At 70.3% G+C, this 25,479-nt stretch carries 25 protein-coding genes; 10 read left to right on the top strand and 15 right to left on the bottom strand.

What is annotated here, in order from left to right:
• Nucleotides 1-5: 5 nt before the first annotated feature.
• Nucleotides 6-914: a DMT family transporter gene (locus JR064_RS13125; RefSeq protein ID WP_179565914.1), complete on the bottom strand. Its 909-nt coding sequence runs from the start codon at nt 912-914 to the stop codon at nt 6-8.
• A gap of 236 nt (nt 915-1,150) precedes the next feature.
• Between JR064_RS13125 and JR064_RS13120 the strand changes: the two genes are divergently transcribed.
• The 4 genes from JR064_RS13120 (at nt 1,151) to JR064_RS13105 (ending at nt 4,440) form a co-directional block, all read left to right on the top strand.
• Nucleotides 1,151-2,092 carry a LysR substrate-binding domain-containing protein gene (locus tag JR064_RS13120; RefSeq protein WP_179565916.1) on the top strand — a complete coding sequence of 314 codons (942 nt, stop codon included), beginning with the start codon at nt 1,151-1,153 and terminating at the stop codon, nt 2,090-2,092.
• 189 nt (nt 2,093-2,281) lie between these two features.
• Nucleotides 2,282-2,596 carry a metalloregulator ArsR/SmtB family transcription factor gene (locus tag JR064_RS13115; RefSeq protein WP_179565917.1) on the top strand — a complete coding sequence of 105 codons (315 nt, stop codon included), beginning with the start codon at nt 2,282-2,284 and terminating at the stop codon, nt 2,594-2,596.
• Between the two features lie 32 nt (nt 2,597-2,628).
• Nucleotides 2,629-4,080, top strand: coding sequence for a DUF2867 domain-containing protein (locus JR064_RS13110; RefSeq protein WP_206229998.1), 1,452 nt, complete (start codon nt 2,629-2,631; stop codon nt 4,078-4,080).
• Between the two features lie 66 nt (nt 4,081-4,146).
• On the top strand, nt 4,147-4,440 hold the full coding sequence (locus JR064_RS13105; protein WP_179565921.1) for a hypothetical protein: 294 nt from the start codon (nt 4,147-4,149) through the stop codon (nt 4,438-4,440).
• Nucleotides 4,441-4,566: 126 nt separating this feature from the next.
• Here the strand turns inward: JR064_RS13105 and JR064_RS13100 are convergent, their stop codons facing one another.
• Together JR064_RS13100 and JR064_RS13095 are read right to left on the bottom strand one after the other, a co-directional pair.
• Nucleotides 4,567-5,325, bottom strand: coding sequence for a DUF4349 domain-containing protein (locus JR064_RS13100; RefSeq protein ID WP_206229997.1), 759 nt, complete (start codon nt 5,323-5,325; stop codon nt 4,567-4,569).
• A 161-nt stretch (nt 5,326-5,486) separates the two neighbouring features.
• On the bottom strand, nt 5,487-5,843 hold the full coding sequence (locus tag JR064_RS13095) for a GFA family protein (protein WP_179565925.1): 357 nt from the start codon (nt 5,841-5,843) through the stop codon (nt 5,487-5,489).
• A 103-nt stretch (nt 5,844-5,946) separates the two neighbouring features.
• Between JR064_RS13095 and JR064_RS13090 the strand changes: the two genes are divergently transcribed.
• Nucleotides 5,947-7,764, top strand: a complete 1,818-nt coding sequence (locus tag JR064_RS13090) for a DUF885 domain-containing protein (RefSeq protein WP_206229996.1) — start codon at nt 5,947-5,949, stop codon at nt 7,762-7,764.
• A 210-nt stretch (nt 7,765-7,974) separates the two neighbouring features.
• Here JR064_RS13090 and JR064_RS13085 read toward each other — a convergent pair whose 3' ends face one another.
• Together JR064_RS13085 and JR064_RS13080 are read right to left on the bottom strand one after the other, a co-directional pair.
• A complete protein-coding gene (locus JR064_RS13085; protein WP_206229995.1) occupies nt 7,975-9,804 on the bottom strand; it encodes an ABC transporter ATP-binding protein in 1,830 nt (609 codons plus the stop codon).
• Nucleotides 9,805-9,904: 100 nt separating this feature from the next.
• On the bottom strand, nt 9,905-10,867 hold the full coding sequence (locus tag JR064_RS13080) for a helix-turn-helix domain-containing protein (protein WP_179565931.1): 963 nt from the start codon (nt 10,865-10,867) through the stop codon (nt 9,905-9,907).
• A 91-nt stretch (nt 10,868-10,958) separates the two neighbouring features.
• Between JR064_RS13080 and JR064_RS13075 the strand changes: the two genes are divergently transcribed.
• Entirely contained in the window at nt 10,959-11,375 is a 417-nt protein-coding gene (locus tag JR064_RS13075; RefSeq protein ID WP_206229993.1) for a rhodanese-like domain-containing protein, read from the top strand.
• Between the two features lie 613 nt (nt 11,376-11,988).
• On the opposite strand, the gene JR064_RS13070 is transcribed toward JR064_RS13075, so the two are convergent.
• The 6 genes from JR064_RS13070 to JR064_RS13045 all read right to left on the bottom strand — a co-directional run bounded on the left by JR064_RS13070 (nt 11,989) and on the right by JR064_RS13045 (nt 16,899).
• Entirely contained in the window at nt 11,989-12,399 is a 411-nt protein-coding gene (locus JR064_RS13070; RefSeq protein WP_206229992.1) for a VOC family protein, read from the bottom strand.
• On the bottom strand, nt 12,396-13,988 hold the full coding sequence (locus JR064_RS13065; protein ID WP_484607060.1) for a serine hydrolase: 1,593 nt from the start codon (nt 13,986-13,988) through the stop codon (nt 12,396-12,398). Before JR064_RS13065 ends, JR064_RS13070 begins: the two co-directional genes overlap by 4 nt.
• 273 nt (nt 13,989-14,261) lie before the next feature.
• A complete protein-coding gene (locus JR064_RS13060; protein WP_206229990.1) occupies nt 14,262-15,515 on the bottom strand; it encodes an RNA polymerase sigma factor in 1,254 nt (417 codons plus the stop codon).
• A 55-nt stretch (nt 15,516-15,570) separates the two neighbouring features.
• Nucleotides 15,571-15,978, bottom strand: a complete 408-nt coding sequence (locus JR064_RS13055) for a VOC family protein (protein WP_241093040.1) — start codon at nt 15,976-15,978, stop codon at nt 15,571-15,573.
• 42 nt (nt 15,979-16,020) lie between these two features.
• A complete protein-coding gene (locus JR064_RS13050; RefSeq protein WP_206229989.1) occupies nt 16,021-16,443 on the bottom strand; it encodes a VOC family protein in 423 nt (140 codons plus the stop codon).
• Between the two features lie 39 nt (nt 16,444-16,482).
• Entirely contained in the window at nt 16,483-16,899 is a 417-nt protein-coding gene (locus JR064_RS13045; protein ID WP_206229988.1) for a YciI family protein, read from the bottom strand.
• Nucleotides 16,900-17,077: 178 nt separating this feature from the next.
• On the opposite strand from JR064_RS13045, the gene JR064_RS13040 reads away from it, so the two are divergent.
• Nucleotides 17,078-17,479, top strand: coding sequence for a YciI family protein (locus JR064_RS13040; protein WP_206229987.1), 402 nt, complete (start codon nt 17,078-17,080; stop codon nt 17,477-17,479).
• Between the two features lie 111 nt (nt 17,480-17,590).
• Here the strand turns inward: JR064_RS13040 and rraA are convergent, their stop codons facing one another.
• On the bottom strand, nt 17,591-18,073 hold the full coding sequence (gene rraA / locus JR064_RS13035) for a ribonuclease E activity regulator RraA (protein WP_206229986.1): 483 nt from the start codon (nt 18,071-18,073) through the stop codon (nt 17,591-17,593).
• A gap of 165 nt (nt 18,074-18,238) precedes the next feature.
• On the opposite strand from rraA, the gene JR064_RS13030 reads away from it, so the two are divergent.
• The 3 genes from JR064_RS13030 (at nt 18,239) to JR064_RS13020 (ending at nt 21,279) form a co-directional block, all read left to right on the top strand.
• The gene (locus tag JR064_RS13030; RefSeq protein ID WP_206229985.1) at nt 18,239-19,069 is read left to right on the top strand and encodes a DUF72 domain-containing protein; all 831 of its coding nucleotides are present in this window, start codon (nt 18,239-18,241) and stop codon (nt 19,067-19,069) included.
• Between the two features lie 215 nt (nt 19,070-19,284).
• Complete coding sequence (gene kdgT, locus JR064_RS13025) at nt 19,285-20,250, top strand: 2-keto-3-deoxygluconate transporter (protein ID WP_179565951.1); 966 nt, start codon at nt 19,285-19,287, stop codon at nt 20,248-20,250.
• An 81-nt stretch (nt 20,251-20,331) separates the two neighbouring features.
• Nucleotides 20,332-21,279 carry a DMT family transporter gene (locus JR064_RS13020; protein WP_179565953.1) on the top strand — a complete coding sequence of 316 codons (948 nt, stop codon included), beginning with the start codon at nt 20,332-20,334 and terminating at the stop codon, nt 21,277-21,279.
• Nucleotides 21,280-21,297: 18 nt separating this feature from the next.
• On the opposite strand, the gene JR064_RS13015 is transcribed toward JR064_RS13020, so the two are convergent.
• The 3 genes from JR064_RS13015 to JR064_RS13005 all read right to left on the bottom strand — a co-directional run bounded on the left by JR064_RS13015 (nt 21,298) and on the right by JR064_RS13005 (nt 25,311).
• On the bottom strand, nt 21,298-22,365 hold the full coding sequence (locus JR064_RS13015) for a diguanylate cyclase (RefSeq protein ID WP_206229984.1): 1,068 nt from the start codon (nt 22,363-22,365) through the stop codon (nt 21,298-21,300).
• Between the two features lie 88 nt (nt 22,366-22,453).
• The gene (locus JR064_RS13010; RefSeq protein WP_206229983.1) at nt 22,454-23,173 is read right to left on the bottom strand and encodes a pseudouridine synthase; all 720 of its coding nucleotides are present in this window, start codon (nt 23,171-23,173) and stop codon (nt 22,454-22,456) included.
• Between the two features lie 131 nt (nt 23,174-23,304).
• Nucleotides 23,305-25,311: a DEAD/DEAH box helicase gene (locus tag JR064_RS13005; RefSeq protein WP_206229982.1), complete on the bottom strand. Its 2,007-nt coding sequence runs from the start codon at nt 25,309-25,311 to the stop codon at nt 23,305-23,307.
• Nucleotides 25,312-25,479 lie beyond the last annotated feature (168 nt).

The raw sequence follows: 25,479 nt of genomic DNA, 5'->3' as shown, positions 1-25,479 counted from the left end.
GTCCCTCAACGCGCGCGCTGGCTGAAGGCGACGCTGCCCAGGATCAGCGCGCCGGCCAGCAGCATGCTCCAGGTCAACGGCTCGCCGAGGATCGACCAGGACAGCAGCGCGCCGAACACCGGGACCAGGTAAGTCACCGTCGACGCGCGCGCCGGGCCGATGCGCTGGATCAGCCGGTAGTACATCAGGAAGGCGAGCCCGGTGCAGACCACACCCAGCGCGCCGGCGCAGGCCCAGGCCACCGCCGGCACCGGCGCGGCCGGCCAATGCGTCCATGCCAGCGGCGCCAGCAGCACTGCGCTGCAGCCCAGCGTGGAGGCGGCCGACGCCGCCGGCGGCAGGTCGCTCATGTAGCGCTTCACCAGGCTGTAGCCGATGCCGTACAGCAGCGAGGCGGTGGCGCCGGCGAACGCCGCCGGCCCCACGCTCAGCCCGGCCGACTTGCCGGTGGCCAGGACCACAATGCCGACGAAGCCGATCAGCAGCGCCACCGCGCGGCGCACGCCGATCTTCTCGCCGAAGAACAGGAACGCGATCAGCGCGGTGAACAGCACGGTCATCGCGTTGCAGATCGCGCCGATCGCCGCCGGCGCATGCTGCGCGCCCCAGGCGAACAGCAGGAACGGCAACGCGGAGTTGAGCAGCCCGATCGCCGCCAGCGTCGGCCAGCGCCGCAGCGGAAAGCGCGCGCGCGCCATCCACAGGAACGGCAGCAGCACCGTCGCCCCCAGCGCCAGGCGCAGTTCCACCAGCGCATAGGCGCCGAACTGCGGCGCCGCCACGCGCATGAACAGGAACGAGCAGCCCCAGACGATGCCCAGGAACAGCAGCTCCAGGGGCGTGCGCCAGTCGCGCACCGCGGGTGCCGGAAGGACGTCGGCTGGATCGCCGGACGCGGGATGGGCTGCATTCACCGTGTTGTCTCCTGGATTCATCTTGTGTCCGCTGCCGTCGATCGTGCGGTCGCCGCGGACGCGGCTGCCACCTGCCACCAGGCAAAGCGCGCGAACAGCGACAGAAGCGGGGCCGCGCGCCAACGCGGCCCGTACCGGCCCCGCATCTTGCGCATGGCTGCCAGGATCGCGCGCCGTCGCAACGCCCACAAGCGCGTAGTATCGTCGCGAGCCACAAATCTGCCGCGTGTCTAGCCATGCAACTGCGCCCTGCCCTGCTGCCCGCGCTCGGCGTGTTCGCCGCCGCGGCGCGCCACCAGAATTTCGCCCACGCCGCGGAGGAACTGCACCTCACCGCCAGCGCGGTCAGCCACCACGTGCGCAAGCTGGAAGCGCTGCTCGGCGCGACGCTGTTCCAGCGCCATGCGCGCGGGGTCAAGCTGACCGCCGAGGGCCGGCAGCTGGCCGATGCGGCCAGCGCGGCGCTGGCCGACATCGCCGCGGTGGCCGGCAACCTGCACCCGCAGGCCGATACCGCGCCGCTGCGCATCACCACGCTGCGCTCGCTGTCCTACTGCTGGCTGCTGCCGCGGCTGCCGCGCTTCTGCCAGGCGCATCCGCACGTGCGCCTGGACATCCAGACCGACGCGGCGTTCTCGCGCTTTGAGGACGGCGGCCCCGAGCTGGGCATCCGCTACGGCCAGGGCGCGTGGCCGGGGCTGACCTCGCACCACCTGATGGACGACGAACTGTTCCCGGTCGCCTCGCCGGCACTGCCGCAGCTGGCCACGCTGCGCCATCCCGAGCAGATCGCGCAGCTGCCGCTGCTCAGCGACATGTCGCCGCAGGGCTGGCGCGACTGGTTCCGCGCCGCCGCGGTGCGCGGCGTGGAACTGCCGCCGATGCACACCTTCAACGACAGCACCGATGCGATGCGCGCGGCGGTGTACGGCGTCGGCGCGGTGCTGGCGCGCAAGCACATCGCCCAGCCGTACCTGCAGCGCTACGAACTGGTGCGCCTGCCCGGCCCGGCGCTGAAGGCGCGCTATTCGTACTACATCGTGCATCCCGGCCACCGCCTGCCCAGCCCGGCGGCCAGCCAGTTCATCGACTGGCTCAAGCGCGAGGCGCTGGACGAACGCACGCCGATGCCGGCGCTGCCGGCGGAACTGCTGGGGCTGCCGCCGAGGGCGGGTTAGGCGTTCGCCTGGTTGCGCGCTTTTGTAGGAGCGGCTTCAGCCGCGACAGACATTGCCGGTAACGCGTGTCGGGGCTGAAGCCGCTCCTACAAGATCCGATCGCCTGAAACAGAAATACGCCGCACGACGCTTGACACACGGCCATCGATGCGTCATTAATTAGCTAATTCGTTAATTATCTAATCCCTGATGTCCATCGACCGTGTCTTCGAAGCCCTCGCCTCCCGCCCGCGCCGCGAGATCCTGGCCTACCTGTCGGCGCAGGAACTCACTGCCGGGCAGATCGGGCAGCGTTTCGCGATGAGCGCGCCGGCGATCTCGCGGCATCTGTCGGTGCTGGAAGCGGCCGGGCTGGTGTCGAGCGAGCGCCGCGGCCAGTTCGTGGTGTACCGGCTGACCCCCGACAACCTGGTCAATACGCTCAGCGGCTTCGCCTTCGAGGTCTGCCCCAGCGCCGGCCCGCTCAAGCGCGAAGCGCGCAAGCTGGCGAAGAAGAACGCCTGATCCGTCCCGCCCCGGCCAAAAGGAACCCGCCGATGTCCACCGCCCCGCTCCGCGAAACCGCTGCCGCCCAGGCAGGTTTTCCCTCCGTGCGCCTGGCCTCGTACAGCGGCGGGCTGCCGGTGGAAGTGACCCTGATCGCGCAGCTCGGCGCCGGCGCCGGCGATCCGTTGATCGCCCAGGCCTGCGTGCGCCAGCGCGCGCACCCGAGCTTCCACGATGCGCTGGACGAACCGTCGGCACGGCTGGCCGACACCGATTTCGCCAATGGCGAATCGACCGCGCTGTTCTCCTTCGCGGTCGGCGCCAACGGGCATCCCTTCCATCGCCACGCCGGGCACCGCATGTTCACCGCGATCACCGGCAGCGGCGGCGCGCAGTTGCGCTTCTGCACCGCATCGATGGCGCAGCTCGAACAGGACCCGCAGCATTTCCTGGCCGCGTTGCGCCACGTCGACCTGCCGGCCGACTGCCTGTTCACCGTGCGCTTCGGCGGCGGCACCTGGCACCAGTTCGCGCCGCTGCGCGCGAACGCGGCGCATCCGGCGTTCTTCGCGCTGTCCTGCCACAGCGACGAGGCCGGCGGCGATCTGAGCCCACAGGTGCGCGAACGGGTCATGGCCGGCACCGCCGACATCGCCACGCTGACCGAATTGCTGCCGGAGGCGGTGTGCGCACTGCTGGCGTCGCCGCAGGCGCAGGCGGTGCAGGTGCCGACCGTGCGCCTGTCGCTGTCCGCTTCGCCCGGCAGCCGGCGCCTGGCCTGGTGCGCGGACCTGCGCGCGCGCAGCGGGCGCCTGCGCCAGGCGCTGGGCAGGTGGCGGCATCCGCCCGGCTTCGTCGCGCTGGCGCCGCGCCTGGCGGCCGTGCGCTCGCTGCCGCAGCCGGTGCCCGGCTCGCTGCTGTGGGACGAGCTGCAGGCGCACGACCACCAGGACAGCGTGCGCCTGCGCCTGCAGCCGCATCAGTTGCGCCAGCGCGGTGCGCACGCGCTGATGGTGGCGCTGCTGGAAGGCTTCATGCAGCGTCGGCCGCTCGGCGTGACCTGGCTGATGCGGATCCGCAATGCGCTGGTCGCGCCGCTGCGGCTGCGCACCTCGCCGCTCGGGTGCCCGGTGTCCTCGCTGCTGTCGCCGCAGCGCGAACGCCTGTTCGCCGGCCGCTTCCCGGTGCTGGGCCAGGCGCACGCCGCGCACGACCGGCGCGCGCAGGTGCTGCTCGGCGCCGACGACCGGCACCTGGTGTTCCGCAGCTGCGTGGGCGTGGACGTCGCCGAGGACGGCAGCGTGGAACTGAGCCTGGACACGCGCGTGGCCTGCCGCAACTGGTTCGGCCGCCTGTACATGGCCTTGATCGCGCGCGGCCATCGCCACTACATCGCCCCGGCGATGCTGCGCGCCGCGGCCGAGGCGCTGCTGGCGCCGGTGTTCGACGAGACCACGGTGGACCAGGCCGCGCTCGGCAGCGCCGCGTCGCAACCGCGCTGAGCCGTCATCACTTCGTCTTAGCCGGCGCCTGCCTAGCCTTGCCTTCCCCTACCCAGAGGAACACGCATGCCCCTGCTCCGTATCCGCATCACCGGCAGCGAAGACGACGCCCGCGCCATCATCAACCTGCTCGGCAGCCTGGAAGGCATCGAGCACGTCGAGGAAATCGACGATCTGATGAGCCATATGGACGACGACGATTCCAGCTCGGCCGGACTGCCCGACGACCAGGGTCCAGGCACCCACGAGGTCGAGATCGAGGCCGGCAACCTCGCCACCGCGCAGAAGGTGCGCGAAGCGGTGGAGGCGCTGGCTTTCGACCTGGAAGTGATCGTGGAGTTCGAGCAGGACGAAGGCTAGCGCCTTCTCTCTCCTCGACTGACGAAGCACTGTAGGAGCGGCTTCAGCCGCGACGGGCTTTACCGGTAAAGCCCGTCGCGGCTGAAGCCGCTCCTACACAAGTTGCACCTGGCGAGCGCCAGCTTTCTAAGCGCGCCTGCGTCGCCGACGCAGCCAGGCGACCAGCCACCACAGCACCACCCCGAGCAGCACGAACGGGGTCAGCGCCGCGATCGTACGGATCGCCCAGGCGGTGGCGGAGGCGAAGATCGCGCCCGTGTCGGCGAAGGCTTCGCCGATCTCGCTGCGGCTGCGTTCGCCGTCGAGCGCAGCGAACTGCAGGGTCAACCGCTGCGTCTCGATACGCCGGCGCTGCTGCGCCGCCTCCTGGCTGGCGGCCAGCAATTGCGTATCGAGTTCGGCCAATTTCGCCGACAGGCTGATCATGTCGGCGACGCTGAGGTCGCGGCGCTGCTGGAATTCCTGCAGGCGGCGCTGCTCGGCCTGCAGGCGCTGCTGCAACGCGGCGTTGTCCTGCACCGCCTGCGCCAGGTCCTCGGCATGGGTGCTGCGGCTGCCGATCTCGCCACCGTTGCCGGCCTGCGCGATCAGCGATTCCACCCCTGCCGGCACGATGCGCACGCTCAGCGTGGCCTGCGGAGACTCGCCGCCGCGCTGCTGCATCGACAGTACGTTGCAGGCGCCGAAGCGCCCGCTCAGGCAGCTGTCCTGGGCCTGCTTGAGCCGCGCCTCGATCTGCGCCGCCGGCAGTTGCACGTTCACCTCGTGCTCGTAGGCCAGCATCGCCGCGCGTCCGTCCGCGGTCGGTGCCGCGGCCGGCCCGGCAGCGGGCGCCTCGGCCGCGCTTTCCGCGCTGTGCTTGGAGCAGGCGGCGAGCGCCAGCATCAGCACCAAGGGCGCACAGACGATGCGGATGGTGCTTCTTGCGGGAGCGACTCCGGGTGGACTCGGGCCATCCGTCGCGACAGGCCTTCCCGGTGCAGCCCGTCGCGACTGAACTCGCTCCCACACCATGGTAGGTAGCCACCAGTACCGCGAGCGCGCCGTCACAGGCTCGCTCCGTCCACCGCGTGCACCTGCAACGCGCGCAGGTCCAGCTCGGGCAGGCAGCGCACGTTGACCGCCACCGTCGCCTCGCCGGTCTTGGGATGGGTGCCTTCGCTGAACGGGGCGATGCCGCAGTCCGGGCAATGGTGATGGTCGATGTGCTGGCGATGGAACCGATACGTGCCCAAGGCCTGCGGCGCGCTGCGCAGCGACAGCGCCGCGCGCGCGCCGAACCACAGCAGCCCGCCGCGGCGGCGGCACATGGAGCAGTTGCAGTCGTAGACCTCGGCGATCGGCGCCTCCGTTTCCAGTTCGAATGCGATGCGGCCGCAATGGCAACTGCCCGTGTAGTTCATCCCTGCGCTCCCGTCCAAGAAGAGGCGCCAGAATAGTCCACGACAGGTGCGCGCGCCGCCGCGGCCGCCTATGCTTGGGAATCGACCCACCACAGGAAACCCGATGCGCAAGCACCTGCTCGCTGCCGCCCTGCTCGCCGCCCTCGCCGGCTGCCAGAAACCCGCCGACGCGCCGACCGCGGCGTCCGCCGCCACGCCCGGCGCGGCCGCCGATGCGGCCGACCCGGCCGCCGACGCCGCCTTCGCCGCGCTGTCCAAGCGTGCCGTGGACACCTGGATGCAGCTGTCCCCGGTCGGCGCCACCCAGACCGGCGATCACCGCTACGACAGCGAGCTGGACGATCTCAGCGCCGCCGGCCGGCAGAAGAGCCTGGAGGCGAGCAAGCAGCTGCTGGCGGACCTGGACAAGCTGCAGGTGACCAAGCTCTCGCGCGAGAACCAGGTGGATGCGGCGATCCTGCGCAACCAGTTGCAGTCGGACATCTGGAGCAGCGAAGTGTCGCAGAGCTGGGCCTGGGATCCGCAGGTCTACAACGGCCTGGCCGGCGGCGCGATCTACGGCTTGATGGCGCGCGAATTCGCGCCGCTGCCGGAGCGGCTGAAGTCCGCCACCGCGCGCATGGAGAAGATCCCGGCGCTGTTCGCGCAGGCGCGCGCGAACCTGGACCCGGCGCGGGTGCCGCAGATCAACGCGCAGACCGTGGCCAAGCAGAACCAGGGCATCCTCAGCATCGTCGATACGTTCATCGCTCCGCACGTGAAGGAACTGCCGGATGCCGACGCGCAGCGCCTGCAGGCGGCGATCGACGGGCTGAAGAAAGCGGTGGCCGAACAGCAGACCTGGCTGGACAAGACCCTGGTGCCCAACGCCAAGGGCGATTTCCGCATCGGCGCGGAGAAATACGACCAGAAGCTGAAATTCGCGCTCAACTCCTCGCTGTCGCGCGCCGAGATCAAGCAGCGCGCCGAGGCCGAGCTCAAGCGCGTGCGCGAGGAGATGTACGGCATCGCCCGCACCGTGCTCAAGGACCGCCCGAACGCGCCGGCGCTGGCCGATGCGCCGAGCGACGCGCAGCAGCAGGCCGCGATCGAGGCGGCGCTGGAGCTGGCCTACGCGCAGCACCCGGCGCGCGACAAGGTGGTCGAGGACGCCAAGGCGTCGCTGGCTTCCTCCACCGAATTCGTCCGCAGCAAGAACCTGCTGACCCTGCCCGACGCGCCGGTGGACATCATCCTGATGCCCGAGTTCCAGCGTGGCGTGGCGGTGGCGTACTGCGACTCGCCCGGCCCGCTGGACAAGAACCTGAAGACCTTCTACGCGGTGTCGCCGATTCCCGACGACTGGAGCGCGCAACAGGCCGAATCGTTCCTGCGCGAATACAACGGCCGCATGATCCACCTGCTGAGCATCCACGAAGGCGTGCCCGGCCATTACGTCGAAGGCTGGCACTCGGCCAAGTTCCCCTCGACCCTGCGCGGCGTGCTGCGCTCCGGCACCTTCGCCGAGGGCTGGGCCGTGTACACCGAACGGATGATGCAGGAGCAGGGCTACCTGGACAACGATCCGCTGTTCCATCTGGTGCAGCTGAAGTTCTACCTGCGCACCCTCGCCAACGCGCTGCTCGACCAGGGCGTGCACGTGGACAACTGGAGCAAGGAACAGGCCATGCGGCTGATGGTGCACGACACCTTCCAGCAGCAGAGCGAAGCCGAAGGCAAGTGGGTGCGCGCGCAGCTCACCTCCGCGCAGCTGCCGACCTACTTCGTCGGCGTGCAGGAACACCTGGACCTGCGCAAGGCGATGCAGGCCAAGCTCGGCGACAAGTTCGACCTGAAGGCCTACCACGACCAGGTGCTGTCCTACGGCGCGCCGCCGGTGCGCTTCGTGCGCGAGCTGATGCTGGACGAGCCGATCCAGTGAGAAGCCGGGATTCGGGATTCGGGAGTGGGGATTCGTAGAAGCAGCCCCTCGCACCTCATGCCTTCACGCAATCTGTCTGGAGAACAGCCCCCCTTGAGTCAAGGGGGGCCGCGCCGATAGGCGCGGGGGATCTGGAAGGTGATGAGCCGGGGCCCGCGGTTTGCGCAGCAAACTGTGGGGGCGTTAGCGCGAATGCGGTAACGCCGCGCGCTAGCGCGCTCCGACGAATCCGCCGGTCTGCCGCGCCCACAGCCGTGCGTACAGGCCGCCGCGCGCGACCAGTTCGGCATGGGTGCCGGTTTCGACGATCGCGCCCTGGTCCATGACCACCAGCCGGTCCATGCGCGCGATGGTCGAGAGCCGGTGCGCGATCGCGATCACCGTCTTGCCCGCCATCAGTTCGTCCAGGCTGTCCTGGATCGCCGCCTCCACTTCCGAATCCAGCGCCGAGGTGGCTTCGTCCAGCACCAGGATCGGCGCGTCCTTCAGCAGCACCCGGGCGATGGCGATGCGCTGGCGCTGGCCGCCGGACAGCTTGACCCCGCGTTCGCCCACGTGCGCGTCGTAGCCGCTGCGGCCTTCGCCGTCGCGCAGCGCGTCGATGAAGCCGTCGGCGCGCGCCTTGCGCACGGCTGCCAGCAGTTGCGCCTCGCTGGCGTCGGGGCGGCCGTACAGCAGGTTGTCGCGGATCGAGCGGTGCAGCAGCGAGGTGTCCTGGGTGACCAGGCCGATCTGCCCGCGCAGGCTTTCCTGGGTCACCGTGGCGATGTCCTGGCCGTCGATCAGGATGCGTCCGCTCTCCAGGTCGTACAGCCGCAGCAGCACGTTGACCAGGGTCGATTTGCCGGCGCCGGACGGCCCCACCAGGCCGATCTTCTCGCCCGGGCGCACCTGCAGGTCGAGCCCGGCGATGACCCCGCCGCGTTTGCCGTAGTGGAAATGGATGTGCTCGAAGCGCACCTCGCCGCGGCTGACCTGCAGCGCCTGCGCATCGGCGCGATCCTGCACCTGGATCGGCTGGGCCACGCTTTCCATGCCGTCCTGCACGGTGCCGATGTCTTCGAAGATGCCGTTGACCACCCACATGATCCAGCCGGACATGTTGTGGATGCGGATCACCAGCCCGGTGGCCAGGGTGATCGCGCCGACGCTGATCCGGCCCTGGCTCCACAGCCACAGCGCCAGCGCGCAGGTGCCGACGATCAGGAAGCCGTTCAGCGCCGCGATCGAGAAATCCATGGCAGTGGTCATCCGGGTCTGCCCGCGGTGCTTGACCGCCAGTTCCTGGATCGACTCGCGCACGTAGGCCTCTTCGCGCCTGGCATGCGCGAACAGCTTCAGCGTGGCGATGTTGGTGTAGCCGTCGACGATGCGGCCCATCGCCTTGGAGCGCGCCTCCGAGGCGATCCACGCGCGCTGCTGCATGCGCGGCACGAAGTACGCCATCAGCGCCACGTACGCGACCAGCCAGCCGATCAGCGGCAGCATCAGCCGCGCGTCGGCCTGCGCGAACAGGTACAGCGCGGTGCCGGTGTAGACCAGGATGTACCACAGCGCATCGACCATCTGCACCGCCGATTCGCGCAGCGAGGTGCCGGTCTGCATGACCCGGTTGGCGATGCGCCCGGCGAAATCGTTCTGGAAGAAATTCAGGCTCTGCCGCACCACGTAGTTGTGCATCAGCCAGCGCGTGCGGTTGCTCAGCCCGGGCATGATCGCCTGGTTGACCAGCAGGTTGTGCAGCCCGGTCAGCAGCGGCCGCGCGACCAGGGTGATGGCGGCCATCCACAGCAGTTCGTCGCGGTGGCGCGCGAAGAAGTCCGGCCCCGGCGCCTCGGCGACCAGATCGACGATGCGGGCGAGGAAATCGAACATCGCCACTTCGACCAGCGCCAGCAGCAGCCCGGCCACTAGCGTGGCGGCGAACACCGGCCATACCGGGCGCAGGTAGAACGCGTAGAAGCGCCACACTCCGCGCGGCGGCGTGCGCGGATCGATCTCGGGGAATACGGGAATCAGCGACTCGAACCAGCGGAACATTGCGGACCATCCTCTTGCAAGACGCGCAGCGTAGCCGATGCCGGTGTCCTCGCCATGTGCGTTCGCGCCGGGCGGCGCGGCCTGCGCACGCGTTCAGGCCTCAGGCGAACTGCCCGAAGCCGCTGCGGTACACCGAAGGCGCCACGCCCACATGGCGCCGGAACGCGGCCCGGAACGCCTCCAGCGTCTCGAAACCGCAGGCCGCGGCTACCCGCTCCAGATCCAGCCGTCCGTCCTCCAGCAAGGCTTTCGCCGCGCGCACTCGCTCCTGCTGCAGCCAATGCGCGGGGGTGGTACCGATCGCGGCCTTGAAGCGGCGGTAGAAGTTGCGTTCGCTCATCGCCGCCGCCCGGGCCAGGTCCGCGGCGCCGATACCGGCGTGCAACTGCTGCCGCGCCCAGTCGAACACGCCGTCGAACGGATGGCTGCGCGGCGCGGCGACCGGGCTGGCGACGAACTGGCGTTGCCCGCCCTCGCGGTGCGGCAGCATCACCAGGCGCTGCGCCACGCGGTTGGCCACGGCGGTGCCGAAGTCGCTGCGGATCAGATGCAGGCCGGCATCGATGCCCGCGGCGCTGCCGGCCGAGGTCACGATACGGCCGTCTTCCACGTACAGCGCATCGCAGACCAGCGTGCTGGCCGGAAAGCGGTCCTGGAACTGCTGCGCGTAACGCCAATGCGTGGTCGCCCTGCGCCCGTCGAGCAACCCGCAATGGCCGAGCAGGAACGCGCCCGAGCAGATCGACAGCAACCGCGCGCCGCGGGCATGCGCCGCGCACAGGGCCGCCTTCAAGGCGGCGCCGGGCAACACCGCCGGCCCGCTCCAGCCCGGCACCACGATCGTATGCGCCTTGCGCAACAGTTCCAGACCGCCGTCGGCGGCGACCCGCAGCCCACCGATGCCGCTGTGCACCTTGCGCGCGGTCATCGCCACGCCGAAGCGGTACCAGGGCAGGTCCAGTTCCGGCCGCTGCAGGCCGAACAGCTCGGCGGCGATGCCGAACTCGAACAGGCACAGGTTCGGATAGGCCAGCGCGACCACGTAGGGCGGCGTTTTCGTCATGGCAGAAAATGACCGATGTTCGTCAATCCTGCCAGTGTAGCCGCGGTGGCGCCGGCGGCACACTGTCCGCTCCCACCGCGAGGACACGCCCATGCCGAACCCCGTGCTGCAGACACCTGCCGCCTCCAGCGCCGACGCGCTGCGCCATTTCGCCGCCAAGCGCTCGCTGGAGACCGACTGCTGGGACGTGCACGCCGCGATGTCCGGCGCCGACGCCGGCTTCGTCCTGCTCGACGTTCGTTCCCCCGCGCTGTACGCACAGGGCCACCTGCCGGGCGCGCGCAACCTGTCGCACGCCAAGATCGTGCAGGGCAAGCTGTCCGCCTATCCGGCCGACACCCTGTTCGTGGTGTATTGCGCCGGCCCGCACTGCAACGGTGCCGACAAGGCGGCCTTGCGCCTGGCCGCGCTGCAACGCCCGGTGAAGCTGATGATCGGCGGCGTCACCGGCTGGCTGGACGAGGGTTTCGCGCTGGTGCGCGGCGATACCGGTACCGACGCGGCATGATCGATCGCGGTCACCTGGCGCTGCACGAGTAACTGTGGGAACGGTGCTGCCGCTATATGGTTTCTTGCAGGAAGGACTTCCGTCCCGATTGCTGCCGGAGCCACAGGCGCTCTGGCTTCGATGTCGCGGCTGAAGCCGCTCCTACAAAAAGCTGTGCGTGTCGGAGGCTATCCGCACGTCCGGCCAGGCTTCTTGTGGGAGGGACTTCCGTCCCGACTGCTGCCGGAGCCGCAGGCCTTCCGGTTTCGAGGTCGCGGCTGAAGCCGCTCCTACAAAAAAGCGGTGCGCGTCGAAGGCTATCCGCACGCCGACCTGCTTCTTGTGGGAGAGGCTTCAGTCCCGACTGCTGCCGGGGCCGCAGGCCTTCCGGCTTCAAAGTCGCGGCTGAAGCCGCTCCTACAAAAAAGCGGTGCGTGGCGAAGGCTATCCGCACGCCGACCTGCCTCTTGTGGGAGGGACTTCAGTCCCGACTACTGACGGAGCCTCAGGTCTTCCGGTTTCCAGGTCGCGGCTGAAGCCGCTCCTACAGCTGGCCTGGCGATCGGCACTTGTTTCCTGCGCCGCGCACCTGCACCGGGGACGGCGGCCCGCGGCATCGTCGCAGCCACGGTGCTCATTCCGTGCCATGGCAGCACACGCACAGCTTGTTGCCGTCCAGGTCGCGGAAGTACGCGCCGTAATAGTGCGGGTGGTAGTGCGTGCGCAGTGCGGGCGCGCCTTCGCAGCGTCCGCCCTGTGACAACGCCAGCGCATGGCAACGATCCACCAGCGCCCGGTTCGCCGCCTGCAATGCGAGCATCTGCCCGTTGCCCGGGGTCGCCGGCTGGCCGTCGAAGGCACGGCCGATCAGCAGCAGCGGCCGCGGCGCGTCCGCCGCGGTCCAGCCGGCCCAGCCGCGCGCGTCGTCGCGGAATTTCAGCTGCAGCCCCAACGCCTGCAACAGCGGCGCATAGAACGCGAACGCGGCCGGGAAGTCGTTCACCCCGAGATGCACGTGCGAGAGTATCGCCACGGCCTCGTTCACGACGCGGCGGCCACCGGGGTCAACAACAGGTCCTGGAAATCGAAGCTGAAATCGGTCAGCGGCGAGATCGCTTCCATGCGCACCTCGCGCACCTTGCCGTCGGGGGTCAGCGCGAAATTGACGAAGGCGTCGGCATTGAGCGAACGGTCGCGCCAGCGCACGATGAAGGTGTCGTGCTGCCAGTGCTCCAGCGTGCCGACCAGTTGCGCGGTCTTGCTGAAACGCAGTTCAAGCTGCTTGCCGCGCTGCACGATCGCCACCTCGCCGTACCACGGATCGCGATAGGTCCCTGCATAGCCGGCCAGCGGCAGCGACGGCTTGGAGGTGGCATCGCGCGCAGCCTGGTGCTTGTGCCAGTCCTCGTCGGCCTTCGCGTCGGCCTTGGCCACCGCGGCGGCATAGGCGGCGGTCCAGTCGGTCGCCGGCGCGCCCAGGTAGGCGTCAAGCACCTGCAGGGTGAGCGCGTTGAAAGCCGCGCCCACTTCCTGGTTGGTCAGCACGATCACGCCCAGCTTCTGCTCCGGCAGCAGGGTCAGCCGCGACACCATGCCCGGCCAGCCGCCGGTGTGCCAGACCAGCTTGTGCCCGCGGTAGTCGCTCAGGCTCCAGCCCTCGCCGTAGCCGGCGAAGTTGGGCTTGGCCGGCAGCAGTTGCGGCACGCTCGGTTCGGCGATGGCGATCGGGGTGATCACCTGCCACATCTCCTGCTGCCGCTGCGCGCTGAACAGGCGCCGCTCCTGGCCGTCGGCCGACGGCAGGCGACCGCCGTCGAGCTGCACCTGCATCCACTTGGCCATGTCGTGCACGCTGGCGTAGATGCCGCCGGCGCCGGAATTGTTCGACCAGGTCAGCGGCGGCACCGGGCGCAGGTCGCGGAAATCGAACTTGGCATGGCCGACCGCCGCGCGGTCGCCCGGCTGCAGATGGTCGCTGTTGATGCGCGCGCCGCTCATGCCCACCGGCACGAAGATGCGCTGGCGCACGAACTCGGCGTAGGACTGCCCGGAAACCTGCTCGATCACCTTCTGCGCCACTGCGTAGAGGATGTTGTCGTAGGCATAGCGGTCGCGGAAGCCGCCCTTCAGCGGCACCTGCGCCAGGCGCCGCACCACCTCCTCGTTGCTGTAGCTGGTCGCCGGCCAGAACAACAGGTCGCCGGCGCCCAGGCTCAGTCCGCTGCGGTGGCTGAGCAGGTCGCGCACGCGCATCTCGCGGGTCACGTAGGGATCGGCCATCTGGAACCACGGCAGGTGCTCGATCACCCGGTCGTCGAGCGCGAGCTTGCCCTCGTCGGCCAGGATCGACAGCGACGCGGCGGTGAACGCCTTGGTGTTGGAGGCGATCGCGAACAGGGTCTGCGCGTCCACCGGCTCGGGCTTGCCGAGTTCGCGCACGCCGTAGCCGCGCTCCAGCACCACCTGCCCGTCCTTGACGATGGCGATGGCGATGCCGGGCACGTCGAACTGCTTGCGCACGCGCTCGACCCGCGTATCCAGGTCCTGCAGCGCAGGCGGCAATGCGGCGTCCACCTGAGCGGGCGCCTGCGCCTGCGCGGTGGCGGTCATCGCCAACAACAGGCCGCAGCCCATCGACATCGTCTTCAAATCCGTCGCTCCTCGCAGAAAAAACCGAAAAAGAACCAAGCCGGCGCAGTACCGCGGCTTACGTCCGCGGCGCGGCGCAGGCCGCATCGCCAACCACCATGCCAGCCGTCAAACCGCAGGGCGATCCGGCAGTGAGGCGAGGCGGCACCCCTGCGGCGGACCTCGTCCGCAGCGCAGCGATGCCGCATGCGCCGCCCCACCCCGCGCCAGCGCAGCACGGAGTGTAGGACAGCCGGCGGCATGCGCGGCAGTGCCGCGCTACAGTGCCGCCGCCCGCGCCAGCAGCGCCTGCCGCTCACGCGTGTTGGCGGTGAGCGCGGCGGCCTGCGCGAAGGCCGCGCGCGCCTCGTCGGTGCGGCCCAGGCGCTGCAGCACATCGCCGCAGGCCGCTGCCAGCGGCGCGTAGTCGCGCAGCCGCGGATCCTCGCGCAAGGGCTGCAGCAAGGCCCAGGCCGCAGCCGCGCCCTCGGCACGCGCCACCGCCACCGCGCGGTTGAGCTCCACCACCGGCGAGGGATGCCGTTGCGCCAGCCGCGCGTACAGCGCCGCCAGCCGCGTCCAGTCGGTGTCCTCGGCGCGGCGCGCGCAGGCATGGCATTCGGCGATGGCCGCCTGCAGCACGTAGGCGTCGTCGCCGCCGCCCAGCGCCTGCGCGCGCCGCAGCGCGTCCTGGCCGCGCGCGATCTGCAGCCAGTCCCAGCGCGCCCGGTCCTGCTCCGGCAACAGCACCGGGCTGCCGTCGGCGCGCACCCGCGCAGCGCTGCGCGAGGCCTGCAGTTCCATCAGCGCCAGCAGCCCATGCACCTGCGGCCACGCCGGCAACCGATGCGCCAGCACCCGGCCCAGCCGCAGCGCCTCCTCGCACAGCGCCGGACGCATCCAGTCGTCGCCGGCGCTGGCCGCATAGCCTTCGTTGAACACCAGGTAGACCACTTCCAGCACCGATGCCAGGCGCTGTCGCAGCGCCGCCTGCCGCGGCACCTCGAACGGCACCCGCTTCTGCGCCAGGGTGCGCTTGGCGCGGACGATGCGCTGCGCGATGGTCGGCTCCGGCAGCAGGAACGCGCGCGCGATCTCCTCGGTGGTCAGGCCGCCGAGCAGGCGCAGGGTCAGCGCCACCCGCGCGTCGGCCGGCAGCAGCGGATGGCAGGCCACGAACATCAGCCGCAGCAGGTCGTCGCCGATGTCGTCCTGCAACGCGTCGCTGTCGTCCGGCGCGGGCAGCGCCTGCGGCTGCAGCGCCTCGCCCCACTGCGCGTGCTGACCGGCGATGCGCTGGTGCTGGCGCAGCACGTCGATGGCGCGATTGCGCGCGGTGGTCATCAGCCACGCTCCGGGGTTGTCGGGAATGCCCTGCGCGGGCCAGCGCTCCAGCGCGGCCAGCCAGGTGTCCTGGACCAGTTCCTCGGCACGGCCGACGTCGCCGCCGAGCAGCCGGGACAGGCGCGCGATCAGGCCCGGCGCCTCCATGCGCCAGACCGTCTCCAGGCGTTGCGCGAACGCGGTCTCCATGCACGGAATCAGAGCACCGGATGCGCCGCGGCACAAGCTGCGGCGGCCGCCGCGCTCAGCCCGGCGCGGCGCTCATGTGCGCGATCTCCCACAGGTGGCCATCGGGATCCTCGAAGCCGCGCTGGTACATGAAACCGTAGTCGCGCGGCGGCTGCGGCTCGCGCGCGCCGGCGGCCAGCGCTTTTCCCAGCAACGCATCGACCGCGGCGCGGCTGGGTGCCGACAAGGCGGTGATGACCTCGGTGCGCACACGCGCATCGCTGATCGGCTTGCTGGTGAAGCCGGCGAAGAACGGCTCGGTCAGCAGCATCACGAAGATGCTGTCGCTGACGATCATGCAGGCCGCATTCTGGTCGGTGAAGGTCGGATTGAAGGCGTAGCCCAACGCAGCGAAGAAGGCCTTGGAGGCCTCCAGATCGCGGACCGGGAGGTTGACGAAGATCATCTGCGGCACATCGGACATGGCGGCGTTTCTCGATCGAGGGCATACAGGAATGCGTGGGAATCACGGCTGTTTCATGCAGTTGACCATCCACGGCTTGCCGTAGCGATCGACCAGCATGCCCCAGCGCTGCGCCCAGAACGTCTCGGCGAGCGGCATGCCGACCTGGCCGCCGGCGCCCAGCGCGGCGAACACCCGTTCGGCCTCCTCCACCGAATCCACCTCGACGTTGATGGTGGTGGTGCCGGCGCCCTGCGCGGCGTGGCTGTCGGCCGCCATCAGCACCGCGCCGCCGGCTTCGAGCTGGCTGTGCGCGACCTGGTCCAGCGTGTCCGGGGGCATCTCGCCGCAGCCGTCCATGTTGTCGCTGGGCGGCATGTCGCGATAGGTCATTTCCGACACGACGCTGCCGCCCAGGGCCTGCGCGTAGAACGCCATCGCCTCGTGGGTGCAGCCGTCGAAGCTCAGGAACGGAATCAGTTTCATCGGGATTTCTCCTTGCGGTGGTGGCAGTGGTGGTGTCGCTCAGCCGGGGGTGCACGCGCGCAGGCGGCGCTGCCGGGCCTGCAGCAGATCGGGAGGGAGGGCCTCGCCCAGTTCCTGCAGGTCCATCAACGGGCGCACTTCGACCTCGGTGCCGGCCTCGAACGGGGCGCGCTTGAGCCACTCGGTGGCCTCGTCCAGCGAGCGCACCTGCCACAGCCAGAACCCGGCCACCAAGTCGCCCGTCGCGGCGAACGGACCGTCGACCGCCTGCCGCCGCTGCGGCTCGAAACGCACACGGCGGCCGCGCGAACTGGGCTGCAGGCCTTCGGCGGCGAGCAGGATCCCGGCCTCGGCCAACTGATCGTTGTAGGCGCCCATCGCCCGCCACGCGTCCTCGCTGGGCAAGCGCCCGGCCTCCGAGTCGGCGGTCGCCTTGACCAATACCATCACTTTCATCGCGTTCTCCCTGGGTGCGGCCGCTGGCGGGCCGTGCATTGGGTACGACGCGCGGGGAAGACGGAAATCGACAGGCCTGCGCAAAAAGTTTTCGAGGAGCTCGGATGCGGCGCCGCAACACGCGGCCGCGCCGCGCTGAGCGATCATGGGCTTCCCGTTGCCGCCGGCCGCTCGCCCCATGCAATTCCTGCTGCTGATCTACATCGACGCGTCCTTGCTGCAGGCCCTGCCCGCCGAGGAATACGACCGCCTGATGCGCGATTGCCTGCAGCACGCCGATGCGCTGCAGGCCGAAGGCACCCTGGTGCTGGCGCAGCAACTGCAGCCGGTGGCCAGCGCCCGCACCCTGCGTTCGCGCCAGGGCCAGCTGCGCATCACCGACGGCCCCTTCGCCGAGACCCGCGAACTGCTCGCCGGGTTCAACCTGATCAATGCGCGCGACCACGACGAGGCGGTGCGCATCGCCAAGCACTTCCCGTGGTCGCGCTTCGGCAGCATCGAGGTGCGGCCGCTGGCCGACATGGACGCCGAGCGCGCCCGGGTCGGCGCGACGGCGGCGAGCCGGATCTCCGCTGCATAGCCGCACCGCGTCCGCCAGGCGCAGCGTGCCGGGGAGCACCGCGGCGTCGCGGGTGCCGCGCTCGTGGCGCAACCGCTGGGGCAGCGCTTCAGTCCTGCCGAGAAGACACGCTCACGCCGCGGGCAACGCCTGCGCGGCGACCAGCACGCCGTTGCGATCGGCGTACAGCCAGTGCCCGGGCACGAACGCCACGCCGGCGAACTGCAGCGGCACATCGACCTCGCCCAGGCCGCGTTTTTCGGTCTTGCGCGGGCACGCGGCCAGCGCCTGCACGCCGAGCGGCAGCGCCGCCAACGCCTCCACGTCGCGTACGCAGCCGTGGAGCAACAGCCCGGCCCAACCGTTGCGCACCGCGTTCTCGGCGATCTGGTCGCCGAGCAGCGCGCAGCGCAGCGAACCCTGCCCGTCGACGACGATGACGCGGCCGGCACCGGGCGTGGCCGCCAGTTCGCGCACCCGCGAGTTGTCCTCGAAGCAGCGCACGGTGACGATCCGCCCGCAGAACGCGGCGTGGCCGCCGTAGCTGCGGAACAGCGGTTCGGCGACCTGCACCTCGGGATGGGCGTCGCACAGATCGGGCGTGGTCCAGGGCATGGTCGGTCGCGGCAGCGGGCAGAGCCTGGATGGTAGCGCGCCGCATGCAGCGGCGGCAGCGTCCGTCGCAGGCAGGCGTGCCGCCGTTATCGCGCGCATCATGCACACGGCAGCGGCGCGGGCTGCGGCACAATTCGCCTCCCTGTCCGCGCCGACATCCATGCCATGAACGATCTCTTCGACTCCGCCCCGTCCGCGCCGGACGGCATCCGCGTCGGCATCGGCGGCTGGACCTATGCGCCATGGCGCGGCGGCATGTTCTACCCGCAGGGACTGGTGCAACGCCGCGAGCTGGAATACGCCAGCCGCCACGTCAACAGCATCGAGATCAACGGCACCTACTACGGCACGCAGAAGCCGGACACCTATGCGCGTTGGCGCGACGAGGCGCCGGCCGATTTCCTGTTCTCGGCCAAGGCGCCCAAGCGCATCACCGGCATGCGCACGCTGGCCGCGGCCGGCGCGCAGATCGAGGATTTCGTCGGCGGCATCGCCACGCTCGGCGACAAGCTCGGCCCGTTGGTCTGGCAGTTCGAGCACGGCCGCACGCTCGACCTCGACGACCTGGCCGCGTTCCTGGACCTGCTGCCGCCGCAGGCCGGCGGCCGGCGCCTGCGGCATGTGCTGGAAGTGCGCGACCCGGCCTGCGTCGGCCCGCGCCTGCTGGAGCTGGTGCGCCGCCACGGCGTGGCCACGGTGTTCACCGATTCGCCCGACTTCCCCTCCTTCGCCGATCTCAGCGCCGACTTCGTCTACGCGCGGCTGATGCGCAGCCGCGCCGAACTGGCGCACGGCTATGCGCCCAAGGAATTGCGCGCCTGGGCGGCGCAGGCGCAGGCCTGGCGCCGCGGCGAGGATCCGGACGCGCTGCCGCACGCCGGCACGCCGACCGCCAGGGCCAAGCCGCGCGAGGTCTTCGTCTATTTCATCAGCGCGGCCAAGGAACGCAATCCGGCCGCAGCGATGGCGCTGCTGGCCGAACTCGGCAAGCGCTGAGCACACGGCAGCGGCGCGAGCGAGCGCGGGCAGGCGCAGGCGCAGGCGACCGACCGCACAGTACCGCTGCGACGTGCGGCTGAACCGGGCACAGACGGCACCGCGCCGCGACACCCTTCGCGCAATGCAGTTGCAGTACAAGCGGGAACGCAGAACGACACCGGCGCATGCCGGCGCCGGACGCGCCTTTTTTCCCGAGCGGACATCCAATCCCGATGCAGATCAAGCGCACGCTCGAACGCGTTCCAGGCGGCATGATGCTGGTGCCGCTGCTGCTCGGCGCCGCCTGCCATAGCGCATGGCCGCAGGCCGGCGCCTTCCTCGGCTCGTTCAGCCAGGGCCTGATCGGCGGCGTGGTGCCGATCCTGGCGGTGTGGTTCCTGTGCATGGGCGCCTCGATCCGGCTGCGCGCCAGCGGCCGGATCCTGCGCCAATCGGGCGTGCTGCTGCTGACCAAGCTCGGCGTGGCCTGGCTGGTGGCGGTGCTCGCGGCACGGCTGCTGCCGCCGGCGGGGATCGCGCAGGGCTGCTGGAAAGGCGTCTCGGTGCTGGCCCTGGTCGCGGCGATGGACATGACCAACGGCGGGCTGTTCGCCTCGCTCATGCAGCAGTACGGCAAGCCCGGCGAAGCCGGTGCGGTGGTGCTGATGTCGCTGGAATCGGGCCCGTTGATGACCATGCTGATCCTCGGCAGCGCCGGCATCGCGGTGTTCGAGCCGCGCCTGTTCCTTGGCGCGGTGTTGCCGCTGCTGGTGGGGTTCGCGCTCGGCAACCTGGATCCGCAGCTGCGCGCGCTGTTCGCCGCAGCGGTGCCCGCGCTGATCCCGTTCTTCGCCTTCGCGCTGGGCAATACGCTGGACCTGCATGTGATCGCCAGCGCCGGCGTGCCCGGCGTGCTGCTCGGCGTGCTGGTCGTGGTCGTCACCGGGATCCCGTTGCTGTTCGCCGATCGGCTGCTCGGCGGCGGCAGCGGCAGCGCCGGCATCGCCGCCTCCAGCACCGCCGGCGCCGCGGTGGCCACGCCGGCGCTGATCGCGGCGATGGCGCCGCAGTTCCGTGCGGCGGCCCCGGCCGCCACCGCGCTGGTGGCGACCTCGGTGATCGTGACCTCGCTGCTGGTGCCGCTGCTGACCGCGCTGCACGCGCGTGCGCGCGCCAAGCGCGCTCCACCCGGCGATTGACGCGGCACCGGCGACGCGATTGCAGGGCCCCCGGCGAAAACGCCGTCCGCCGCGCCGGCGGTTTACGCGACAATGGGCGCCATGCCCCTGCACCCCACCACCAAAGCCCAACTGCAAATCCACTTCTGCGTGCTGCTGTGGGGAATCACCGCGATCCTCGGCAAGCTGATCACCCTGCCGGCGCTGCCGCTGGTGTGGTGGCGGATGCTGATGGTGGTGGCGGCGCTGGCGCTGCTGCCGCGGGTGTGGCGCGGGCTGGCCGCACTGACCCCGAAGCTGGCGCTCGGCTACGCCGTGGTCGGCGCCCTGGTCGGCCTGCACTGGCTGACCTTCTACGGCGCGATCAAATTGGCCAACGCCTCGGTGGCGGCGACCTGCATCGCGCTGGCGCCGGTGTTCACCGCGGTGATCGAACCGTGGGTGGCCAAGCGCCCGTTCCGCCCCAGCGAACTGGTGTTCGGCCTGGCGGTGCTGCCGGGCGTGGCGCTGGTGGTCGGCGGCGTGCCCGACGGGATGCGCGCCGGCGTCGTGGTCGGTGCGGTCTCGGCGCTGTTCGTCGCCGCATTCGGCTCGCTCAACAAGCGCCTGGTCGACCATGCCGACCCGCTGACCGTGACCGCGCTGGAACTGGGCGCCGGCACCCTGACCCTGACCCTGCTGGCGCCGCTGCTGCCGTTCGTGCTGCCGGCGCTGAGCGGCCCGTTGCTGGTGCTGCCGAGCCTGCACGACACCTTGCTGCTGCTCGCCCTGGCGCTGCTGTGCACACTGCTGCCGTTCGCCCTGGCGCTGGTCGCGCTGCGCCGCCTCAGCGCCTACGCGGTGCAGCTGGTGACCAACCTGGAGCCGGTCTACGCGATCGTGTTCGCGATCCTGCTGCTGGACGAGCAGAAGGAGCTCACCGCGCTGTTCTACCTCGGCGTGGCGGTGATCCTGGGCGCGGTGTTCCTGCATCCGTTGCTGACCCGCGACAAGCCGCTGCGGCACCCGGAACTGCTGGCGACCTCCGAAGCGAAGAACGCGCTGGACTGAACCCGCCGCCGGCGCGGTTCACTGCGCCAGCGAGACGCAATCGCGGCCGGCGCGCTTGGCCCGGTACAGGGCCTGGTCGGCGCGCTTGAGCAACTGATCGGCGTTTTCGCCCGGCTGCTGGGTGGCCACGCCGAAGCTGGCGGTCAACGGTACGCCCAGCTGCAGCAGAGAGACTTCCTGGCGCAGCGTCTCGCATTCGTGCATGGCCTGGCGCGCGTCCAGCCCCGGCAGCAGGATCGCGAATTCCTCGCCGCCGTAGCGCGCCACCAGGCTGCCCGCCGGCGCCTGCGCGCGCAGCATGTCGGCCAGCGCCAGCAGCACCGCGTCGCCCTTGTCGTGGCCGTGCAGATCGTTGATGTGCTTGAAATAGTCCAGGTCGAGCAAGGCCACGCTGAGCGGCACGGCGCCGAACTGCGCGGTCTCCGCATTGACCATCAACGCGGTGGCGAAGGCGCGGCGGTTGAACAGCCCGGTCAACGGATCGGTGCGCGATTGCTCGAGCAGGTCGGCGTTGAGCGATTCCAGCGAAGCCTGGTACCGGGCCAGCTGCTGCTCATAGCGTTCGCGTTCGCGCAGTTGCAGCGCCAGCGCGTGGCTGGTGCGGCGCAGCTCGATCAATTGCATCACCTGCCGCGACAGCGCCTGCAGCGCCACCACCTGCTCCGGCTCGAGCGTGCGCGGGCGGTGGTCGAGCACGCACAGCGCGCCCACCGCCAGCCCCTCGCGGTTCAACAGCGGTGCGCCCGCATAGAAGCGGACGCCGACCTCGGTGACCAGCGGGTTGAACGCGAACCGCGGATCCGCGGCCGCGTCGGCGACCACCAGCACGTCCTGCGGGGCGAGAATGGTGTGGCCGCAGAACGAGTCGTCGCGCGAGGTGCTGAGCAGGGTGACGTTGCGCTGCGACTTCAGCCACTGCCGCTCGTCATCGACCAGCGAGATCAGCGCCGACGGCGTATCGCACAGGCTGGCGGCGATGCCGACCAGGTCGTCGTAGGACGCTTCCGGCTCGGTATCCAGGATCTGCAGCGCATGCAGCGCGCGCAGGCGGTCGGCTTCGTTGTCGGGCTTGCGTGGCTTGATCACGGGAGCGAGCGGCAGGGCAGCGGGATGCGCCGCGGAGTATCGCCAATTTCGGCACAACTGCCAGTGAAAAGCCGCGCCGCGGCCGGCCTTACCAGTCCTGGCGCTGCGGCAGCAGGCCGCGCAGTTCCTGCTCGGTGAGGTTGCGCCACTGCCCCGGCTTCAGCGCGCCGAGCTTGATGTTGTCGATGCGTACCCGGCGCAGCTGGGTGACGCGGTAGTCGAACGCGGCGGCCATCAGCCGGATCTGCCGGTTCAGGCCCTGCTCGAGCACGATGCGGAAGCCGAACTTGGCGATCCGCGCGGTGCGGCACGGCAACGTGGTCTCGTTGTGCACGCGCACCCCGCGCGCCATGCCGCGCAGGAACTCGTCGCTGACCGGCTTGTTCACCGCCACCAGGTATTCCTTCTGGTGGCGGTTCTCGGCGCGCAGGATCTCGTTGACGATGTCGCCGTTGCTGGTCATCAGGATCAGGCCCTCGGACTCCTTGTCCAGGCGCCCGATCGGGAAGATGCGCTGCTCGTGGCCGACGAAATCGACGATGTTGCCCTTGACCTCGCTCTCGGTGGTGCAGGTCACCCCGACCGGCTTGTTCAGCGCGATGTAGACGTGGCGGCGGCCGGATTTCTGCTTGGCGCGCGCGCGCAATGGCTGGCCGTCGACCTGCACCTCGTCGCCCTCGCCCACCACCGCACCGACCCCGCCGGGCCGGCCGTTGACGGTGACGCGGCGCGCGGCGATCAGCCGGTCGGCCTCGCGGCGCGAACAGTAGCCGGTCTCGGCGATGTGCTTGTTGAGGCGGACTGACATTGAGCGGGGATTCGGGAGTCGGGATTCGGGATTGGCAAAAGCGGGCTACCGCCATCGGAAGCGGCACGAAGGATCGAGGGGACCAGGGAGCCGATACGAATCCCGAATCCCCAATCCCCAATCCCGGCCCCTCAGCGCTTCGGCGGACCCTTGCGCGGCGGGCGTTCGCCGGCGCGGTCGGCGATGCGGGTGGCGGCGCCGGCCGGGCGCGGACCGGCCGCGTTCGGGCGGCCGCCGGGCTTGCCGGCGGCGCGCGCGAACTTCGGCTTGAACGGCGCGCTGGCGCCGGCGTCGTCGCCGTCGAGCTTGCGCATCTGCAGTTGCTGGCCGGAGACCCAGACCTTCTTCAGGTGGGTCAGCAGTTCGCGCGGCATGTCCGCCGGCAGGTCCAGCACCGAATGGTCGTCGTGGATGTCGATGCGGCCGATGTACTTGCTCTCCAGGCCGGCCTCGTTGGCGATCGCGCCGACGATGTTGGCCGGCTTGACCCCGTGCTGGTGGCCGACCTCGATGCGGTAGGTCTCCATGCCCACTTCCGGCTCGCCGCGCGGCGCCTTGGGCGCCTTGTCGCGGCGCGGCGCCTCGAAGCTGCCGACATCGCGCTGGTAGTCGTAGTCGGGGCCGTGCCCGGCCGGCGCGGGACGCGGCGCACGCGGCGCGCGCTCGCCTTCGTCGCGGCGCGGCGGGCGCGCCTCGCGGTCGAACTTGGGCTCGAACTTGGGACGTTCGCTGCGCTCGCCGCGGTCGGCGCGCTCGCGGCGCTCGGCGCCCGGGCGCTCGAAGCGCTCGCCCTGCGGCGGACGCGCCCGCTCCGGCGCCAGCAGCAGCGGCGTGTCGCCCTGCAGCAGGCGCGCCAGCGCGGCGGCCACTTCGACCATCGGCACGTTCTTCTCGGTCTCGAAGCGCTGCAGCAGATCGCGGTAGGTGTCGATGCCGCCGCTGGCGATGGTCTCGCTGATCTTTTCCATGAAGCGGGTCACACGCTGGTCGTTGACCGCGTCGACGCTGGGCAGCTGCATCTCTTCGATCGGCTGCCGGGTGGCGCGTTCGATCGCGCGCAGCATGCCCTTCTCGCGCGGGCTGACGAACAGGATCGCCTCGCCGCTGCGGCCGGCGCGGCCGGTGCGGCCAATGCGGTGCACGTAGCTTTCGGTGTCGTACGGGATGTCGTAGTTCAGCACGTGGCTGATCCGCTCCACGTCCAGGCCGCGCGCGGCCACGTCGGTGGCGACCAGAATGTCGAGCTTGCCGTCCTTGAGCTGCTGGATCACCCGCTCGCGCTGCGACTGCTGGATGTCGCCGTTGATCGCCGCGGCGGCCAGGCCGCGCGCCTGCAGCTTCTGCGCCAGTTCGTCGGTGGCGGCCTTGGTGCGCGCGAACACGATCATCGCGTCGAACGGTTCCACTTCCAGGATGCGGGTCAGCGCGTCGAGCTTGTGCAGGCCGCTGACCGCCCAGTAACGCTGGCGGATGTTCGCCGACGTGGTGGTCTTGGAGGCGATGATGACTTCGGCCGGATCGTTCAGATAGGTCTGCGCGATGCGCTTGATCGCGGTCGGCATGGTCGCCGAGAACAGCGCCACCTGGCGCGAGGCCGGCAGCTTCTTCAGCACCGCCTCGACGTCGTCGATGAAGCCCATGCGCAGCATCTCGTCGGCCTCGTCCAGCACCAGCGTCTTCAGCTCCGACAGATCCAGGGTGCCGCGCTCGAGATGGTCGATGACCCGTCCCGGGGTGCCCACCACCACGTGCACGCCGCGCTTGAGCGCCGACAGCTGCTGCACGTAGGGCTGGCCGCCGTACACCGGCAGCACCTGGAAGCCGGGGATCGCGCCGGCGTAGCGATGGAACGCCTCGGCGACCTGGATCGCCAGCTCGCGGGTCGGCGCCAGCACCAGCGCCTGCGGCTTGCGCTGGTTGAAGTCCAGCCGCGACAGGATCGGCAGCGCGAACGCGGCGGTCTTGCCGGTGCCGGTCTGGGCCTGGCCGAGCAGGTCGCGGCCGGTCAGCAGCGCGGGAATGGTGGCGGCCTGGATCGGCGACGGCGACTCGTAGCCGACATCGGCGACGGCCTTCATCACAGCAGGCGAGAGGCCGAGATCTGCGAACAGCAGCGGCGCGGGGGTATCTTGGGACATGGGAGACTCCGGAGGCGCCGCAGAGAACCGGCAGGCGCAAAGAAGCACATTGTGCGCCTTGGCGGGCCGCATGTCGAAACCGGGTGAACGAAGCCGTTCAGGCGTGAGAAACCTCGGCCTGCCGCGAACCACCTTGCAGACCTTTCCGCGACCCGCCCCATGCCCGAC

It is taken from the genome of Xanthomonas bonasiae (assembly GCF_017163705.1).
GTDB classification, from domain to species: domain Bacteria; phylum Pseudomonadota; class Gammaproteobacteria; order Xanthomonadales; family Xanthomonadaceae; genus Xanthomonas_A; species Xanthomonas_A bonasiae.
This window is presented reverse-complemented; position numbering and strand designations above follow the sequence as displayed.